This is a genomic window from Nostoc sp. (genome assembly GCF_054880495.1).
This window is the reverse complement of record NZ_JBTYKD010000106.1, coordinates 1-17,452: the sequence shown is the minus strand read 5'-3', so window position 1 is coordinate 17,452 and position 17,452 is coordinate 1. Positions and strand designations below refer to the sequence as shown.

Sequence of the window (17,452 nt, the reverse complement as noted above, 5' to 3'; positions counted from 1 at the left end):
AAGGGGCAGCCGACGGTTGCCCCTTCCCCACCCCCCTTTTTTATAGTAAATTCAATGATGGTTCGATTTTTAGGTGTTTGAGGTGTTAATAGAATTAACTGAGCCGAATTTTACTGGTGCTCCAACACGCTCCATATCTTGTAATCTTTAAACAAGCGTATTATTTTACAAAGATCAATATAATGCTCTTATTATGAGCATCTACCAATTTATCAAAAAATCTTATACGCAAGACCGTCGCCCTGAGAATGACTGGCGGTTGTTTTTGCGTTTAGTGCCTTACGCCCGTCGTAACAGACGACTGTTAACGCTCTCGTTGTGCCTACTCGTACCGATCGCGCTAGCTAATGCGGTACAACCGTTGTTGATTGGCCAAGTTATCTCCCTGATTCGCAATGAACCAAGCACTTACGAATTTCTCAGGAATCGCCCCTTGTCACAAGGGATAAATATCCTGGAAGGATTATTGGTAATTGCGATCGCAATCCAATTGATGTTGACAATTTTCCAAGGTTATATAGTCCAAAAGCTAGGGCAACAAATCACCGCAGCAATTCGCCAAGACTTATTTCAGCATGTGACATCTCTAGCAGTAAGCTTTTTTGACCGCACACCCGTAGGTAAATTAATTACCAGAATCACCAGCGATGTGGAAGTGTTAGGCGATGTCTTTTCTACTGGGGCAATTGGCATTATATCCGATTTTTTTTCGATGCTGGTGATTTTGAGTCTAATGTTTTCGATTCAATGGCAACTCGCTTGCTTACTGTTATTGATGTTGTTCCCAATTACCTGGGTAATTGTTTACATTCAGCAACAGTACCGCAAAGCCAATTACAAAGGGCGGGAAGAACTTTCGATCATGAATTCACAGCTACAAGAGAATGTAGTTGGGATTAACATCGTGCAGTTGTTCCGTAGAGAAAAGTTTAATGCCGAATTGTTTCGTGCCACGAACCAGCGCTACACTCAGCAAATGGATCAAACCATCTTTTATGATTCATTTGTTTCAGCAACCTTAGAATGGATTGGACTGATTGCGATCGCAGGTGTTTTGGTGGTGGGTGGTTCGTTGCTGTTGGGAAAAAACTTGACTTTCGGTAATTTATCTGCATTTATCTTGTATGCCCAGCGATTATTTGACCCTTTAAGGGCTTTTGCCGAAAAATTTACGGTAATTCAAGCTGGTTTCACTGCCATTGAACGCGTAGGCAATATATTAGATGAACCCATAGAAATCCGCGATCGCGCTAATGTCCGTTTCTCAATATTTGATGCTAAATTTGGCTACATAGACGAGATAGTTGCAAATCTAGAATCCCCAGATGTCACTTCCCCGCCAGAACTGGGAGAAATTCGCTTTGATCATGTCTGGTTTGCTTACAAAAATGATGATTACGTAATTAAAGACTTAGATTTCACCATTCATCCTGGTGAAAAAGTGGCATTAGTCGGCCCCACAGGTGCGGGTAAAACCTCGATCATCCGTCTTTTGTGCCGCCTCTACGAACCCACCCAAGGACGCATTCTCATAGATGGCGTTGATATTCGGGAAGTACCACAAGCAGAACTACGGCGTTACATGGCTGTAATTTTCCAAGAAGGCTTTTTGTTTGCTGGCGATGTTAAAAGCAACATTTCTTTAGGAGATGGCTATAGCATTGAACAGATTCAACAAGCAGCAGAGCAAACCAACATTGCCCAGTTTATCAAAGAACTACCCCAAGGCTATGATACTCAACTTCGAGAACGGGGTACAAATATTTCTAGTGGTCAAAAGCAACTTTTAGCCTTTGCGCGGGCTGCCATTCGTAATCCCCAAATTTTGGTATTAGATGAAGCTACCGCTAGTTTAGATGTTGGCACAGAAGCTTTAGTTCAAGAGGCATTAAACCAGCTTTTACTCAGACGTACCGCCATTATTATCGCTCACCGCCTGTCTACGATTCGGAATGTAGACCGGATTTTTGTTTTGAAGCGTGGCGAATTAACCGAACAGGGAAGTCATGATCAACTGCTGCGCCAAGGAGGGCTTTATGCCACTTTACATAACTTGCAGATGTTGGGAAGTTAGGATATTTTCCGAATAATCGTAAGTGGAAAATAGCGATCGCTTCGCTATCTCCTGGATTTCTCACAAATGAGAGAAAATCAGTTATAGAACCTGGATGATAGATATTTTTTTGATACATCATCAACTTAGATTTAGCTGGATCAGCAGCACCACAGTCACCCTCATTGGGAGTGTGTGGAGTACGTCACAAACAGAAGCAAATTAAATTCACATATAAACCACGTCTATCTTGAAACCTGTAGTTCTTCGGTGATCAAAAGGATTTGCCCTCATCCCCCAACCCCTTCTCCCAGATTTGGGAGAAGGGGCGCCAGAATTTCAAAGTCCCTCTCCCAGATATGGGAGAGGGATTTAGGGTGAGGGCGAAAACTAAGGTTCTCAACTTAGATGAAATTTAATTATATAAAAACTTCCCTAAGCTACTAATGTAGCTTAGGGAAGTAGTAAGTTTACTTACTGCTTATCGCACCAAAAATATTTTGTTTTTGGATTGCCTTAATCTAAAGGATAATTATTTTTAGAATCTCAAGGTGCGAGAAAAATTCAAGCTATTATTTAGGCTGAAACGCTGTATACTTCCCTCCTAAACCTTCAACAATCGTCCGTGTATTGGCAATTAACATTCCTTGGTAAGTCTCACCCTCTGTTCCTTTTTCGCCCAAACCATCAGCAAACAATTCTCGGTCTGAAACCTTAACCTTTGCTTCTTTTGCTACAGCCTGTATGAGTTTCGGGTTAATTGTCGTCTCTGCAAAAATCGTCGGTACACCCTCTTTTTTAATCTCATTCGCTAGTGCGGCTATGCGTGCGGGTGTGGGCGCTTCCTCTGTGCTAATACCCCCTAGCGCCCCTTTAATCGGAATTCCATAAGCTTTGGAATAGTAACCGAAAGCATCATGGGTTGTGACTAATTTGCGTTGCTTGGGTGGAATTGTCGCAATCTGCGATTTAATCCATCTATCTATCTGGCTGATTTCATTTGTGAGTTTTTGCATTTTGCTGGTATAGGTTGCAGCATTATTTGGGGCTACCTTTATTAATTCTTGGGAAATCACCTGTGCTATTGCTATGCCATTCTGGGCATTGTGCCATACATGGGGGTCGGTAACAGTTTTACCATCATCTTCAAACTGTTGAGGTTTGGGGACTGCAACTTCATCTACAGCCACCTTGGGAGCAGGATTTGAAGTAGCTTTAATTAGCTTGATTAAACCAGGTTCAAAATTGTAGCCACCGTAGAGAATTAATTTAGCCCGCTCAATTGCTTTGCTATCCTCCGGCTTCGGTTGGTATATGTGGGGATCTGAACCTGGGTCAATTAAACATTTAAGGTCAATGCTATCTCCTGCGATTTCTTTCGTTAAGCCACAAGCAACGGTGTTGGTGGCGACTACTAACAGACTTTTCCCATTAGCTTTTGGCGCCGGTGAAGTCCCAGTTTGAATAGCAGAGGGATTATCAGGAGGCGTGGGAGTCGATTGGCTGGTTTGGGATGTTGGACTACATCCCAGTACCCCACACGTTAAGGCAAGAGCCGTTAGGGATTTCAATCGTAGTTTGTAAGATATCATAAATCTGATTACTTAAGTTATAGTGATTATCATTATCATATAAATGGTAAATTTATGTTAGAGGTTAAAGATTTAGCTGTAAACTACCGGGGAGTCACGGCGGTTGAGGATGTGAGTTTCCGCTCCTTACCGGGACAGATTGTGGGTGTAATTGGCCCGAATGGTGCTGGTAAAAGCACGATGATGAAGGCGATTTTGGGTTTAGTACCAACTACGAGTGGAGTTGTGAAGTTTCGATCTCGCCCTTTGAAACAACAATTAAGTTCTGTTGCGTATGTACCACAGCGATCGCAAATTGACTGGGATTATCCGATAACAGTTTGGAATGTGGTGCTGATGGCGCGAACTGTGCATACAGGATGGTTTCGCGCACCTTCACGGTCATCTCAAGAAATAGTTAAAGATGCTCTGGCGAGGGTGGGGATGTTAGAGTTGCGATCGCGTCAGATTGGAGAATTATCAGGCGGACAACAGCAGCGAGTATTTTTAGCACGAGCTTTAGCTCAACAAGCCGAATTATTATTCTTTGATGAACCATTTGTTGGGATTGATAAAAAAACAGAAGCCATCATGCTTGATGTGTTTGAGGAACTGAAATCGCAAGGCAAGATTTTACTAGTAATCACTCATGATTTGGGAAAACCTTTGAACAATTGTGACCAGTTACTATTATTAAATAAACAAATAATTGCCACTGGTTCACTCAAAGAAGTCATGACAGCAGATAATATTCAACGTGCCTATGGAGATAGTATATTTATATTGAATAGGGAAGTAGTCTAATGTTAAATTGGCTAATTGAACCCTTAAGTTTCGAGTTCATGCGTGGGGCACTTGGTACAGCAATTATGTTGGGTATTCTTTGCGCTGTTGTCGGTACTTATCTGATTGTTCAACGCATGGGATTACTAGGAGATGTGATTGCTCATGCCGTTTTACCAGGACTCGCTATAGCTTTTTTCTTAGGTATTGATATTTTCTTAGGTGCATTTCTATCTGGAACTCTCAGCACCTTTGTAATAGCTTGGATTCAATCCCAATCTCGCATCAAAGTTGATGCAGCAATGGCGTTAGTTTTTTCGGGATTTTTAGCCTTGGGCATCATGCTGATTACCCTATTAAAAAGTAAATTAGACCTACATGAATTTTTATTTGGTGACATCTTGGGTGTAACTACAGATGATGTAAAGCGAACTGTAATTATCACAGTTATTGTTTTGCTTTTAATTAAGCTATTTTACAAAGAATTGCTATTTTATACTTTTGACCCACTTGGCGCTCAAGCGAGCGGTTTGCCAATTAATTGGATTCATTTTGGTTTAACTGGTGCTATTACCTTGACGATTATTGCTAGTATGCAAACTGTGGGTGTAGTTTTAGTTGTTTCGCTGCTGATTGGCCCAGGAATTACAGCTTATTTAGTAGTGAAAGAGTTACACCAAATGATGCAATTAGGCGCAGTTATTGGTGTAATTAGCAGTGTAACTGGAATGTATATTAGCTACTATTTGAATGTGCCATCAGGTGCGGCTATAGTTTTAGTTGTTACCGGACTATTTTTATTAGCATTATTTTTTAGTCCTACGCAGGGAATTTTGACCAGACTAGAAATTGCTCATCGTTGGGCTAGGCTATTTAGCCAGTTCAAATCTCAAAAGAGGAAATGAGTTTTTCGCCTTCCGGAACGAGAAGATGACTGAGAAATCGTTGGTTAAGTGCAATTGACGGCGGGTAAGTCAACAAGGTAAACAGCTTGATTTCCCATAATTCCAGTGCAACAGCCGTATTGTAGAGTGCGTCAAATGCCGGCTGCCCCTTGGCAACGATAAAATCATCAACCCCTCATAGTGAACAAGAAATATGCTGATACTAGAAACAGAACAAACAACAGCACTTGATTACGGCACCTCAACATCAGCATCCAGGAAACCTTCACCGCCATCGACCGATTTGAATGGCAAGCGGTAGATGAAATCCTCTTGATGAGGAAACACTTATTTGACTGACGCAATTGTGTCACCACATACATATCTAAAAGAGTATACGGAAGCGATCGCAGCACTTAAAGAACAGCATAAACAGGAGTTAGAGCGACTTTATTTAGAGATTGTCTCGTTCCCAGTCTCCGACTCTTAATGCATTCCGAGAGGCTCCGCCTCAAGACTTGCGGCTCTGCCGCAATGAGATGCGTTTCCAGCCTCTGCCTGGAAACGAGGTTTTAAAAGGGTTTTGGCTTAGGTTGACACCAATGGCGTCTCGCCCGCCCATAACCTAAGGCGGGCAAGATGCCCACCCCACAGGTAGTAGTAATTTATTTGTTGGAAATCCCCCTATGAGAAAGAAATCGCTGTAGTTCGTGTATATTGCTACTCAAAAGCTACTCAAAATATTAAAAAATTGAGTAGTAAGTCCGTCGTAACTGGAGTTAAGAAGCTGATGCCGTGGTTTGTAAAGATTGAAGAAGGCAAAGTAGATAAACCTACCTTTGACCAATATGTAACTGCTCACAAAGCCTACATTCAAGACTTGATTGCTAAAGGACACAAAGCGCGAACAGGGTATTGGGCTGAGCAAAGAGGCGGGATGTTGCTGTTTGAGGCAGCCTCAATGGATGAAGCAGAAGCGATTGTAGCTAATGACCCCTTGGTGCAACACGGCTGCGTCAACTATCAACTTTATGAATGGCGAATTGTTATGGAATAATATACACTTACTGACTTTTAATGTTATGCTTTTAAAAGACCTGGATCTATGCGATCGCAACACCCAAATCTTGTCAGAACCGGAAGGTAGCAGCAACACGGGAGGCTTGTGGTAGGCGTAGTCTCCGGGTCGCCCTATTTTTAGGAGCATTTACCAACAATGCCTGGTTTTGGAGATATTGTTCAAAAAGCTTTTTACCTCGGTGTTGGATTAGCTTCTTACGCAGGTGAGAAAGCAGGGGGAAAATTAGCCCAAGTGCGATCGCAAGTCCAAAAACTGGCAGATGAAATGGTGGCAAAGGGCGAAATGAACACCGAAGAAGCCCGCCGCTTCGTTGAAGATATGATGAAGCAAGCCCAACAGCCCCAAGCATCTGGTGAAACCTCTGAGAAAACACCCCCTTCCCAACCTCGCCGCATAGAAATTTTAGAGGAAGATGAAGAACCAACTGTGAAAGAGGCATCAGTTGATGAGAACGTGGATAAATTACGCGATGAAGTGCTAAAGCTGCAAGACGAGTTAAAACGATTGCAACGCGATTAATAAAAAGCATTCTTTGATCGAAATATCACTTCAGATAGAAACTTGATAAGATACATTGCCTAGTGTGTACTCTAGTGCTTCAAGCCAGATAGCACAAACCGTCTTGTTTATAGCCTGTAATGCCGTCAAGTTTATGGAACAGTGGCAAAAAGATTTAGTAGAAATTGTCGAAACAGTGGCTGATGAAGTAGAGCGTTTCTTCCTGGGAATGAGTGAAATGGTAGACGCTTTTTTTGAGCTAACGGAAGAAATGACCGAGCAAGTCCCGAACATTGTCACTGAAGTCGATCAGTATTTACAGGATTTTGCTGAACCAATATTAGAAGCTTACTGGGAACTGGAAGACATTGTAGCAGATGTAGATCCGGGTTTTCCTTATTCAGTTGAACCCACTGCCGAAAAAAATCCTGCCTGTATCGGCTGTAGTCACTACCACGGGCAAGTTTATAATGGTAATTTGTTAGTTTGTGCTATGCATCCCCACGGTTGTCAAGATGAGAATTGTCCAGATTGGGAGAAGGAAGAGTATTGAGGGGGAGTTTGGAGAGACGCGATTAATCGCGTCTGTACAGGAGTTAAGAAGTTATAAAATTACTAACGTAAATACAAGTAAAATAACCGATGACAACTGATAAATTACGTGAAAGTGTATCCCAGGCAAGCCAAGAAATCAAGTATGGCGAACGCGACATTGCGGAAGGTAAACTAATTACCTTTCCGAATCCGCGTGTGGGGAGGCGATATGACATTAACATTACTTTGCCGGAATTTACTTGTAAATGTCCGTTTTCCGGTTATCCTGACTTTGCGACAATTTATGTTACCTATGTGCCTGATGAACGAGTAGTAGAATTGAAGGCGCTTAAGCTTTATATTAATAGTTATCGCGATCGCTACATTTCTCACGAAGAATCTGCTAATCAAATTTTGGATGATTTTGTCGCTGCTTGTGACCCCTTGGAAGTCACGGTGAAAGCAGATTTTACGCCTCGCGGGAATGTACATACCGTGATTGAAGTACGTCATCATAAGTACCCATAATGAAAACTTTGGCTTTTAGAGAGGACTTTAGTCCAATGCGATCGCATTTGCTGTAGTCGCAACAAAAGAACCTTGAACATTCAGCCTCGCACGCGGGGTAAAAATAATCCCTTTCGGATTTATCAAAAACAAATTAGCGTGAGCATTATCACGAATTAACCCATCAATATTAGAAGCTGACCCACCCGTAACTCGGCTAATGATATTTTGAATATCTACAGTATTATTAAAATAAGCATTATTTTAAAAGGATATCTGCAACTAACATTTAATACTTGCTATATTTATTCTGCAATCTGCTTAACAGCAGATTGCACTTGAATTACAACTTTTTTAGACAAAGGAATATATCCAAGTTCCAAACTGGATTTTTGCCCCTCAGTCAAAGCCCAATCAACAAAGTTTTTTAGCGCTTGAGCTTTGACTCGGTTTGGATATTGGTGATAAGTTAAAAGCCAGCTGTAAGTGACGATAGGATAAGACTGGGCATCGGTAGGATCGGTGATAAAAGTAATCAAGTTATCGGCGGGTAATTTCACTGCTTCTAAGGTTTGAGCTACAGATTCTGGTGTCGCCGTAATATAATTACCAGATTTATTTTCTAAAGCTGCCACAGGAAGTTTATTTTGTTTTGCGTAAATATACTCTACATAGCCAATAGCTCCTGGTATCTGTTGAATCAGGGCGGTAACACCTTCGTTACCCTTTCCACCAATTCCCACTTGCCAGGCTACAGATTTACCAGCCCCAACTTTGCTTTTCCATTCTGGACTTATAGCACTTAAGTGTTGCGTTAACACGCTCGTAGTTCCACTACCATCAGTTCGGTGTACAAGCTGAATCGGTAAATCGGGCAAACTTACGCCTGCATTAGCTGCGGCTATTCTAGGATGATTCCAATTTGTAATTTTTCCGAGGAAGATATCTACGTAAACTTGGCGTGGTAGCCTGAGAGCAGTTGGCACTTTGACTTGGGGCGACTGGTGTGCAATTGGTGTGAGGTTATAAGCCAGCACAATAGAACCGGCAGTTAGAGGTAAAGCAATGACTCCGCGTTTTATCTTGGCTGCTTCTTCATTTGTAATTCCCACATCACTAGCTGCAAAGTCTACAGTACCTTCGATGAGCTGTTGCACTCCTGCACTGCTCCCTATTGCTTGATAGTTAATTTCCACATTGGGATTTTTCTGGTTGTAATCTAAAAGCCAGCGCTCGTACAAAGGCGCGGGAAAACTTGCGCCGACACCAATGAGGGAAATACGCTTTATGTTTTTCTGATTGGCTGTGCAAGAAAGGATAGTCAACAAGATAGCGATTAGGGATAGAAGGTAAATGCGTCGCTGGGATTGAAGTTGAGCAGATATAGAAATCTTTTGTTTCAATGTTTAATAAATACCTCTTGTGATTTACCAATTTGTAGCTGTGTGGGTGTGATTAATTGTAATAAGTTACTTTTAAACGCAGAGGGGCGCATTCCCAAAGCGTCTCGCAGAGAAGGGAAATGCAGAGGAACGCAGAGGTTTAATTTGCGTTCCTATGGGTTTAAACTTTAATTGCTGTTTCTTTCTCTTCACCTTTTGACTGTGAACTTAGGCGATCTAAAATCTCTAAAATCTCTTGTTCAAAAGCAACTTGGGCGCGATTAGTTTTGCCACCAACATACAAGCGATCGCCTTTTTGCAATGCCCATATTTGTGAGTGGGAGAAGTAACTCATCACTACACCCAGCATTAGCAAACCAAACCCTGAGTAAACTATTGGTATACCTGGATCGGCTTTAATTTGTAAGCCAGTGCTACCAATGACTTCGATAATTTTCAGCTTCACGCCATTAACTTCGGTGAACATCCCAGCGCGGACAGTATCAACGAGTTTGCCAGTGGCATCATAAATTAATACCATCCCTTGCAAGTCTTTGGCTAACAGGGAAACACCTTCACTCAAATCCGGTTTTGTCGGAACCCAGGTTCCCCAAATGCGCCCGTTACCGTTGGTGTTCAATTTTGCCATCGGTAACTGAAAAATTGGGCTGTTGTTAAATTGGACGCGAACAGCAGCAATTCCCCAATCAGTTTGGTACAAAGTTACGCCATGATAGCGCAAAGGCTCGTTGACAAAAATCTTTTTGTGATCAACTTCCTTTCCCTGATTATTTAAGACAGACAAATCTGAATAAAATTGGTTAATGCCGCCAGATGCAGTGTAGTCAATCCAAAAACGATTGACTCGCACAGACCAATCTTTTGGGACTTGGGCTGCTGCTAAGGGTCCAGCATCTACAATATTTGTCACTTTAAATGTATTGCCACTGGCAACCATTTCTTGAGCAAGAAATCCAGTCATTGCCCCCCAAATTCCCCCTAGCAAAATAGCGACGATGCCAATATGAACGATAATTGGCCCGATGCGTCCGACTATTCCCTTGCGGGCGTAGAGTAGATTTTCTTTTTCTTGATCTGGAAAAATTTTATACCGGCGTTTCTGTAATATTTGATTGAGAGAATTCAGGGAACCAGTATCTAGTTCTGCACTCAAAGCTAACTTTTGAAATTGCCGTGGTTCTTCATAATATTTCCAGCGCTGGGCAGCTTTTAAGGCTGGTAACTGACGGGTAAATGAACAAGCAGTTAAGCTAGTGCCAAATAAGATGAGTAATGCCAAAAACCACCAAGTACGATATACGTGGTCTAACCCAACTACCTGAATTACCTTCCAAGTTAAGAAACCAAATAAAGCTGGATGTTCTGGGTAGTTAGCTTGGTAAAATGCAGGTGACTGACTTTGTTCAATTACAGTCCCGGTGGAGCTAAAGATTGCAATCAATAGCAGTAGTGCGATCGCTAGTCGTAAGTTAGTCAATACAGGCAAAAGCTCTTGCCGTAAGAACTGCCCAGGTATCGCCCACCATTTTAATTCTTTTGATGCTGAATCTTCTAAAGTCATTAGGTGTAAAATCTAAAAAAGGTGTTGATATTAAAAACTGCCAAGGGGAATCCGAGAAATTAAGGAAAATACACCGAATCCTACCAACAGCGCCCCGCTAACTGGGTTAATCCAACCAGACCAGCGTCGCAATTCGAGTAACTTTTTAATTGAAGCTGTAAAAGTACCCGCCAAAATCAAGGGTGCTACATAACCGGCTGTGTAAGAAAGTAGCAAAACACCGCCTAAAATTAAGTCTTGTGTATTAGCAATCCAACTTAGTAAGCTGGCTAAAACAGGCGTGCTACAAGGAGATGCAACTAAGCCAAAAGTCAGCCCCAGCAAATAGGAACGCAATCCCGGTGGTAAATCTGGCGAAATCCAATTCGTTTCACCCAAGGAGGGAAATTGCAGAGGTAGTGCTTCTAATAAGTTCAGCCCCATGAGAATGGCGATCATACTGACGATAATCGGCAAACCAATTCCTATTTGACCGTAGACTTTTCCCACAAAAGCTGCTATAATTCCTAGCCCTGCCAATGTAGTTGCTAATCCGAAAGCAAACCAAGTTGATTGGGCAGCTGCTTGCAGACGGCTTTTCGCTTCATACCCACCGATGTAACCAATGGTAATTGGCAGCATAGAAAGCATACAGGGTGTGAGACTGGTGAGTAAGCCAGCTGCAAAAATGATACCAATACTCGCTACGCTCAGGTGTGTTAGTTGGTTAGAAACAAGGCTGTTGGCAAATTGTTCTAGTTGGTAAATTTGGGTTTGCAGGTTATCAAGCATGGAAAGTTTCTGAGCGGCAAATGCTTACTATGCTTGAATTGTAGCTTATTTTTGGCTATAGAGTCAGTAGAATTCATTATCTGAACCTGATATCATCTAAATTTAACCTGGGCAAAGAAATGTATCTAAAATACAATTAATCTCACATTATCCCTGAAGAAGCACGCCTGGAGTATTTGGCATGATGATTGCATTACCCGGATTTGAAATTGTAACTTTGTTAAAAGCAGGGGTAAAAGCAGTCATATACCGTGGAATTAAGCTTAAAGATCAGTGTCCGGTAATTATCAAAGGGCTACGTCCAGAACAGTGTACACCGAATAATATTGAACAACTCAAGCATGAGTATGCGATCGCTCAAAGGTTGAACACCACAGCAGCCCTCATTGCTTACGCCTTAGAGATGCACCAGGGAATCCCTTATTTAATTATGGAGGATTTTGGCGGGCGATCGCTCGACCATTTGCTCGACCAATTTCAACAGCCTGTTCCGTTTCTGAAGATTGCCATTGAAATTAGCAGTAAACTTGCACAAATCCACACTCATCATATTGTCCACAAGGATATTAAACCGCAAAATATCTTAGTTAACCTCGAAACTAATCAGGTTAAAATTGTCGATTTTGGAATTGCTGCTTTCATTCCATACCAACAGCAAATAGTTAGCAGTTCTAATCGCATTGAAGGCAGTTTACCTTATTTGTCACCTGAGCAAACCGGGCGGATGAATCGAGGAATTGACCATCGCAGCGATTTGTATTCTCTGGGAGTCACCTTTTATGAGATGCTCACAGGTCAGCTACCATTTCAAGGCAAAGACCCTTTAGAGTGGGTGCATTGTCATATTGCCAAATCTCCGCTATCCCTTACAAAGCTGAACTCTGATATTCCCCAGATGCTCTGTGAGATAATTATGAAATTGCTGTCGAAGGTTGCTGAACATAGGTATCAGAGCGCTTTAGGTTTGCAATTTGATCTGGAACGGTGCTTAAAGCAATTGCAGACAAGCAAAGAAATTCAATCCTTTATTTTGGGTGAACAAGATATCTCCGATCGCTTTCAAATTCCTCAAAAATTGTATGGGCGAAAACAAGAGATTGCAAAGCTTCTACAAGCATTTGAGCGAGTTGTGAGCCAAGGAAAACCAGAGATTGTGTTCGTCTCTGGCTATGCTGGAGTTGGGAAATCTTCTATTGTGAAGGAGATTCACAAGCCCATTGTCAGAGAACGTGGGGTTTTTATTTCTGGTAAGTTTGATCAGTACAAACGAGATATTCCTTATTCAACCATTGTTCAAGCTTTTCAAACACTCGCTCGAAAAATTTTAACACAGCCCGAAAATCAACTTTCTACCTGGAAAAAGCGAATACAAGCAGCATTAGGAAACAATGGTAGACTAATCACAGATGTCATACCAGAAGTTGAACTAATCGTTGGAGAACAGCCTTCTATCCCAGAGTTGGGGCCTGCTGAATCTCAAAACCGATTTAATTTAGTCTTTCAGAATTTTATCAACGTCTTTGCTCAAAAAGAGCATCCACTCACTGTTTTTTTAGATGATATGCAGTGGGCAGACAGTGCTACTTTGAATTTAATTCAAACTGTAATTACTGGCTCTACTATCAAGTATCTCTGCTTCATTTTGGCGTATCGAGATAACGAAATAGATATTGTACATCCCTTCAATTTGATGATAGAGAAGGTTCGCCAGTATGGAGCAATAACGAGTGAAATTATCCTAACGCCGTTGAATCTTGTCTATATAAATCAGTTAATTGCTGATACCTTACATAGTTCAGCAGAACAAGTACAACCCCTTGCTCAATTAATTATCCATAAAACTGACGGGAATCCTTTTTTTATCAATGAATTTCTCAAAACGCTGCATCAAGAAAATTTATTGAATTTTAATCGCCAACATGGTGTTTGGCAATGGAATCTAGCTGAGATTGAAGCCCAAGGTATTACAGATAATATTGTCAGTCTGATGATTGGGCAAATGCAAAAATTGCCCCTGGTAACTCAAGAGGTGCTTAAATTAGCCTCGTGTATCGGCAATCGCTTTGATTTAGAAGTTTTAGCGATCGTTGGGGAACAATCTATTGAAGAAACGGCCAATGCACTTTTTGAAGCAATTTTAAGAGGATTAATTATCTCCATTGAGTCAGATGAAACTGCCCAGAAAAACTATCGTTTTCGTTTTTACCATGATCGAGTTCAACAAGCTGCTTATGCCTTAATTGCCGATGAATCAAAGTCGGCTGTTCACCTGAAGATTGGGCGACTTTTGCTCAATAATGCTAGTCATGAACAAGTGAATGAGCAAATTTTTGATTTAGTTAATCAGCTTAATCTCGCCGTGGATCTGATTATTGAACAAATCGAAAAAGATGAATTGGTACGATTAAATTTAATCGCTGGGAAGAAGGCAAAAGCTTCTACTGCTTACATTCCTGCTAAAAACTTTTTTAGCCTTGCCATGAATCTTTTGGCTGAAAACGCCTGGATTGAACAATATGCACAAACATTTACTTTATTTAGAGAACGGGCTGAATGTGAATTCTTAACAGGAAATTTAGAGCAAGCGGAAGAATTATTTGAGCTAGTATTGCTAAAAGCCAAATCTCATCTAGACAAATCTAATATTTATATACTGCAAATCAGACTCTATCAAGTTGCAGGTAGGTATGAAGAGGCGCTGACATTGGGATTAGAAGCTTTAAAACTTTTTGGGGTAACATTCCCTGATTCTAATCAGCAAGTACAAAGTGCGATCGCTATTGAGAAAAACCAAATATTAATAAATTTAGGTGAGAGACAAGTCTCTGATTTAATTAATGCTCCAGTAATCCCAGATCCAAATATTAAGACACTGATTAGTCTGTTGACGACATTGGGCCCACCTACTTATCTCGGTAAACCTGATATCTTTCCCTTAGTTGTACTCAAAGCAGTTAACGACTCACTCAAGTTTGGGAATACAGAAGATTCCTGTTTTGCTTACAGCATGTACGCGATGTTATTGGTTTCCATCTTCCGTGATATTCCTACAGGCTACGCATTTTCTGAGATGACAATTCAATTAAATGAAAAGTTGCATGACTTGAAACTTAGAGGAGTTGTTCTACACATTCATGGAAGTCATATCAACGTTTGGTGTAACCATATTGCTACCAATATTCCCTTTTTAGAGCGGGGATTTATCGGCTGTGTGGAAGCAGGCGATGTGATGATGGCAAACTACAACGGCTATCAAAGCTCCTGGCAAATTATCCAGTTAGGCTCTCCACTTGCAGATACATACAAATCTCTAGAAAAATACACCGCCTTCGCCCGCCAGTCTAAACATGAGGCTATCTATGAGACTATCAGATTACAGCAAATGCTACTGATGAATCTGCGTGGACTTACTCACCAAAACCTGACTCTAAGTGATGATAATTTTGATGAATCACGCGCACTATCTGTGATTACAAATGCAGGTTTTGTCAGTGGAATTATTTTTTATAACATTATTAAATTAATTATCTTTTTTACATATCGACAGTACACAGAAGCACTGAATTCTGCTTTAAAATTATCTAATTTTCCAGTTACAACACTGGCATTACCAATTGAAACAGATTATATCTTATATTACTCCCTGACTTTAACGGCTCTTTATCCAACAGTATCTGATCAAGAGCAAGAACAGTTTTTGCAAACCTTAGAATTACATCAGCAGCAATTGCAATACTGGGCTAACCACTGCGCTGCAAACTTTTTACATAAGTCTCAATTAGTAGCTGCTGAAATAGCTCGCATTCAAGGTAGGGACTTGGAAGCAATGCGCCTGTATGAGCAATCAATTGCTTCAGCCCGTGAGCAGGGATTTGTGCAATATGAAGCTTTAGCTAATGAGCTAGGCGCTAAGTTTTACCTGGAACGGGAGTTTGAATTAATTGCTAAAACCTACTTGCAAGCGGCTAAAAATGCCTATATGCGCTGGGGGGCATTTGCTAAAGTCAAGCACCTCGAAGAATCCTATCCTCAGCTATTGCCACAACAACAGCATATCTCTAACGAAACCTTTATTACCACAGGTGAGCATTTAGACTTTTTGTCAGTAGTTAAAGCTTCTCAAACTATATCTAGTGAAATTGTTTTTTCGCGGTTATTGAAAACATTAATGCAGATAGTTATTGAGCAAGTAGGAGCAGAAATCGGTTATTTATTGCTTGAACACGAGCAAAATTTGGTAATCGAAGTAGAAGCTAAGGTTAATCCCCAAGCAGAAAAACTGAATGTTTATCGACCTAGATTCAAGGATGAAATTTCAGAAGTTATTCCTCAATCAATGCTGAATTATGTGCAGCGAACTCAAGAAATAGTGATTTTGCAGAATGCCACTGAGCAAAATCTGTTTTCAAAAGACGAGTATGTAATTCAAAAACAACCTAAATCTGTACTTTGTTTGCCGATCAATCGTCAGTCGAAATTACTTGGAATTTTATATTTAGAAAACAATCTGATCTCCAGCGCCTTTACACAGGACAAACTTTCGGTACTGGAAATCTTGACAGTTCAAATTGCCATTTCTCTAGAAAATGCTCGTCTTTATCAAGGTCTAGAAGACAGCCAAGCACAACTCAACTTGGCGTTAAAATCTGCTCAAATCGGTGTTTGGAGTTGGGATATTCCCAATGATCACTTCGACTGGGATGAGCAGACTTATCAACTATTTGGATTAACACCTGAAACATTTGCCGGCACTTCCGAAGCACTTTTAAATCGTCTGCATCCTGATGATCGAGGATTGTTGGCTCAATCGTTGAGTCGAGCAATTAACGAAGGTGTGGAGCATAATTTAGAATATCAAATTATTCGAGATGACGGCACTATCCGTTACTTATCCTGCCGGGGAAAAGCCTTTTTCAACGAACCAGGGAAAGCCACATACATGAGTGGCGTTGTGCTGGATATCACCGAGCGCAAACAATCTGAAGCCGAACGTATCCAACTGATTCAAGAGCAAACCGCCCGACAGGAAGCAGAAGCCGATCAGCAACGAGCAGAGTTTTTGGTTAAAATCAGTGCAACGCTCGCCTCTTCCCTCGATTACGAAAACACGCTAGCAAGTGTGGCAAACCTAGTTGTGCCTTACTTCGCCGATTGGTGCGGCGTTGATCTCCTGCAAGACAACCAATCAATTAATCGGGTAGCAGTTGCCCACCGTGATCCAGAGAAAGTAAAGCTTGGTTGGGAACTCTATGAGCGTTATCCTAGAGATTTGGATGCACCTGAAGGTGTTTCTAAAGTGCTGCGTACAGGAGTTGCTGAAATGGTAGCTGAGATTTCAGATGCAGCCCTAGCAGCAGCGATCGCAGATCCAGAACATTTGCGGATTATGCGTGAAATTGGTTTAAAATCATGTATAATCCTACCCTTGATGGCACGGGAAAGAATTTTTGGGGTAATTTCTTTTGTGACTGCTGAATCAGAACGTCGTTACAGCACGGCTGACTTGTCACTAGCAGAAGATATTGCCCATCGAGGTGCGATCGCCATCGATAATGCCCGTCTTTATCAAGAAGCGCAGCAGGCACAAACTAGAGCAGAAATAGCTCTAGAGCGCATTGCCCGTCTGCAATCGATTACGGCTGCCCTTTCAGAATCCCTGACACCAGCCCAAGTATCTGAAGTCATTGTAGAGCAAAGCATGGCTGCCTTGGGAGCCAGTTCTGCCCTCGTCGCTTTGGTGAATGAAAGTAAAACTGAACTGGAAATTGTGCGTGCAGTTGGCTTTAGCCCAGATTTGGTGGACGCT

The 17,452-nt window shown here is 41.5% G+C and carries 13 protein-coding genes, 1 other RNA gene and 1 pseudogene; 10 read left to right on the top strand and 5 right to left on the bottom strand.

What is annotated here, in order from left to right:
- Nucleotides 1-193 precede the first annotated feature (193 nt).
- On the top strand, nucleotides 194-2,074 hold the full coding sequence (locus tag ACYTXL_RS12635) for an ABC transporter ATP-binding protein (RefSeq protein WP_461925052.1): 1,881 nt from the start codon (nucleotides 194-196) through the stop codon (nucleotides 2,072-2,074).
- Nucleotides 2,075-2,625: 551 nt separating this feature from the next.
- Here the strand turns inward: ACYTXL_RS12635 and ACYTXL_RS12630 are convergent.
- On the bottom strand, nucleotides 2,626-3,645 hold the full coding sequence (locus tag ACYTXL_RS12630; protein WP_461925051.1) for a metal ABC transporter solute-binding protein, Zn/Mn family: 1,020 nt from the start codon (nucleotides 3,643-3,645) through the stop codon (nucleotides 2,626-2,628).
- Nucleotides 3,646-3,699: 54 nt separating this feature from the next.
- Here ACYTXL_RS12630 and ACYTXL_RS12625 point away from each other — a divergent pair, with 54 nt between their 5' ends.
- The 8 genes from ACYTXL_RS12625 to queF all read left to right on the top strand — a co-directional run bounded on the left by ACYTXL_RS12625 (nucleotide 3,700) and on the right by queF (nucleotide 7,932).
- Nucleotides 3,700-4,428, top strand: coding sequence for a metal ABC transporter ATP-binding protein (locus ACYTXL_RS12625; RefSeq protein WP_461925050.1), 729 nt, complete (start codon nucleotides 3,700-3,702; stop codon nucleotides 4,426-4,428).
- A complete protein-coding gene (locus ACYTXL_RS12620; protein WP_461925049.1) occupies nucleotides 4,428-5,312 on the top strand; it encodes a metal ABC transporter permease in 885 nt (294 codons plus the stop codon). Before ACYTXL_RS12625 ends, ACYTXL_RS12620 begins: the two co-directional genes overlap by 1 nt.
- Before the next feature lie 331 nt (nucleotides 5,313-5,643).
- Nucleotides 5,644-5,781 carry a hypothetical protein gene (locus tag ACYTXL_RS12615; protein WP_461925048.1) on the top strand — a complete coding sequence of 46 codons (138 nt, stop codon included), beginning with the start codon at nucleotides 5,644-5,646 and terminating at the stop codon, nucleotides 5,779-5,781.
- 300 nt (nucleotides 5,782-6,081) lie between these two features.
- On the top strand, nucleotides 6,082-6,348 hold the full coding sequence (locus ACYTXL_RS12610; protein WP_461925047.1) for a YciI family protein: 267 nt from the start codon (nucleotides 6,082-6,084) through the stop codon (nucleotides 6,346-6,348).
- Between the two features lie 37 nt (nucleotides 6,349-6,385).
- An RNA gene (ffs, locus tag ACYTXL_RS12605) (signal recognition particle sRNA small type) lies at nucleotides 6,386-6,482 on the top strand.
- Nucleotides 6,483-6,507: 25 nt separating this feature from the next.
- Nucleotides 6,508-6,891 (top strand): phasin family protein, encoded by a 384-nt coding sequence (locus ACYTXL_RS12600; protein WP_461925046.1) that lies wholly within the window; start codon nucleotides 6,508-6,510, stop codon nucleotides 6,889-6,891.
- A gap of 133 nt (nucleotides 6,892-7,024) precedes the next feature.
- The gene (locus tag ACYTXL_RS12595) at nucleotides 7,025-7,423 is read left to right on the top strand and encodes a hypothetical protein (protein WP_461925045.1); all 399 of its coding nucleotides are present in this window, start codon (nucleotides 7,025-7,027) and stop codon (nucleotides 7,421-7,423) included.
- A gap of 89 nt (nucleotides 7,424-7,512) precedes the next feature.
- Nucleotides 7,513-7,932 carry a preQ(1) synthase gene (gene queF, locus ACYTXL_RS12590; protein ID WP_461925044.1) on the top strand — a complete coding sequence of 140 codons (420 nt, stop codon included), beginning with the start codon at nucleotides 7,513-7,515 and terminating at the stop codon, nucleotides 7,930-7,932.
- Nucleotides 7,933-7,971: 39 nt separating this feature from the next.
- Here queF and ACYTXL_RS12585 read toward each other — a convergent pair.
- From ACYTXL_RS12585 to ACYTXL_RS12570, 4 genes and pseudogenes are all read right to left on the bottom strand, one after another.
- Nucleotides 7,972-8,172, bottom strand: a pseudogene (locus ACYTXL_RS12585) (two-partner secretion domain-containing protein); the annotation flags it as partial.
- A gap of 44 nt (nucleotides 8,173-8,216) precedes the next feature.
- A complete protein-coding gene (gene pstS, locus ACYTXL_RS12580) occupies nucleotides 8,217-9,314 on the bottom strand; it encodes a phosphate ABC transporter substrate-binding protein PstS (protein ID WP_461925043.1) in 1,098 nt (365 codons plus the stop codon).
- Nucleotides 9,315-9,474: 160 nt separating this feature from the next.
- Nucleotides 9,475-10,875: a cytochrome c biogenesis protein gene (locus ACYTXL_RS12575; RefSeq protein ID WP_461925042.1), complete on the bottom strand. Its 1,401-nt coding sequence runs from the start codon at nucleotides 10,873-10,875 to the stop codon at nucleotides 9,475-9,477.
- Between the two features lie 30 nt (nucleotides 10,876-10,905).
- Nucleotides 10,906-11,646, bottom strand: a complete 741-nt coding sequence (locus ACYTXL_RS12570) for a cytochrome c biogenesis protein CcdA (RefSeq protein ID WP_461925041.1) — start codon at nucleotides 11,644-11,646, stop codon at nucleotides 10,906-10,908.
- A gap of 181 nt (nucleotides 11,647-11,827) precedes the next feature.
- Between ACYTXL_RS12570 and ACYTXL_RS12565 the strand changes: the two genes are divergently transcribed.
- Nucleotides 11,828-17,452, top strand: a 5,625-nt coding sequence (locus ACYTXL_RS12565) for an AAA family ATPase (RefSeq protein WP_461925040.1), incomplete at its 3' end; no start/stop codon positions are given.

Coding starts and splice junctions, on each gene's coding strand:
- ACYTXL_RS12635 (WP_461925052.1), top strand. CDS start 194: ATGAGCATCTACCAATTTATCAAAAAATCTTATACGCAAGACCGTCGC.
- ACYTXL_RS12630 (WP_461925051.1), bottom strand. CDS start 3,645: ATGATATCTTACAAACTACGATTGAAATCCCTAACGGCTCTTGCCTTA.
- ACYTXL_RS12625 (WP_461925050.1), top strand. CDS start 3,700: ATGTTAGAGGTTAAAGATTTAGCTGTAAACTACCGGGGAGTCACGGCG.
- ACYTXL_RS12620 (WP_461925049.1), top strand. CDS start 4,428: ATGTTAAATTGGCTAATTGAACCCTTAAGTTTCGAGTTCATGCGTGGG.
- ACYTXL_RS12610 (WP_461925047.1), top strand. CDS start 6,082: ATGCCGTGGTTTGTAAAGATTGAAGAAGGCAAAGTAGATAAACCTACC.
- ACYTXL_RS12600 (WP_461925046.1), top strand. CDS start 6,508: ATGCCTGGTTTTGGAGATATTGTTCAAAAAGCTTTTTACCTCGGTGTT.
- ACYTXL_RS12595 (WP_461925045.1), top strand. CDS start 7,025: ATGGAACAGTGGCAAAAAGATTTAGTAGAAATTGTCGAAACAGTGGCT.
- queF (WP_461925044.1), top strand. CDS start 7,513: ATGACAACTGATAAATTACGTGAAAGTGTATCCCAGGCAAGCCAAGAA.
- ACYTXL_RS12575 (WP_461925042.1), bottom strand. CDS start 10,875: ATGACTTTAGAAGATTCAGCATCAAAAGAATTAAAATGGTGGGCGATA.
- ACYTXL_RS12570 (WP_461925041.1), bottom strand. CDS start 11,646: ATGCTTGATAACCTGCAAACCCAAATTTACCAACTAGAACAATTTGCC.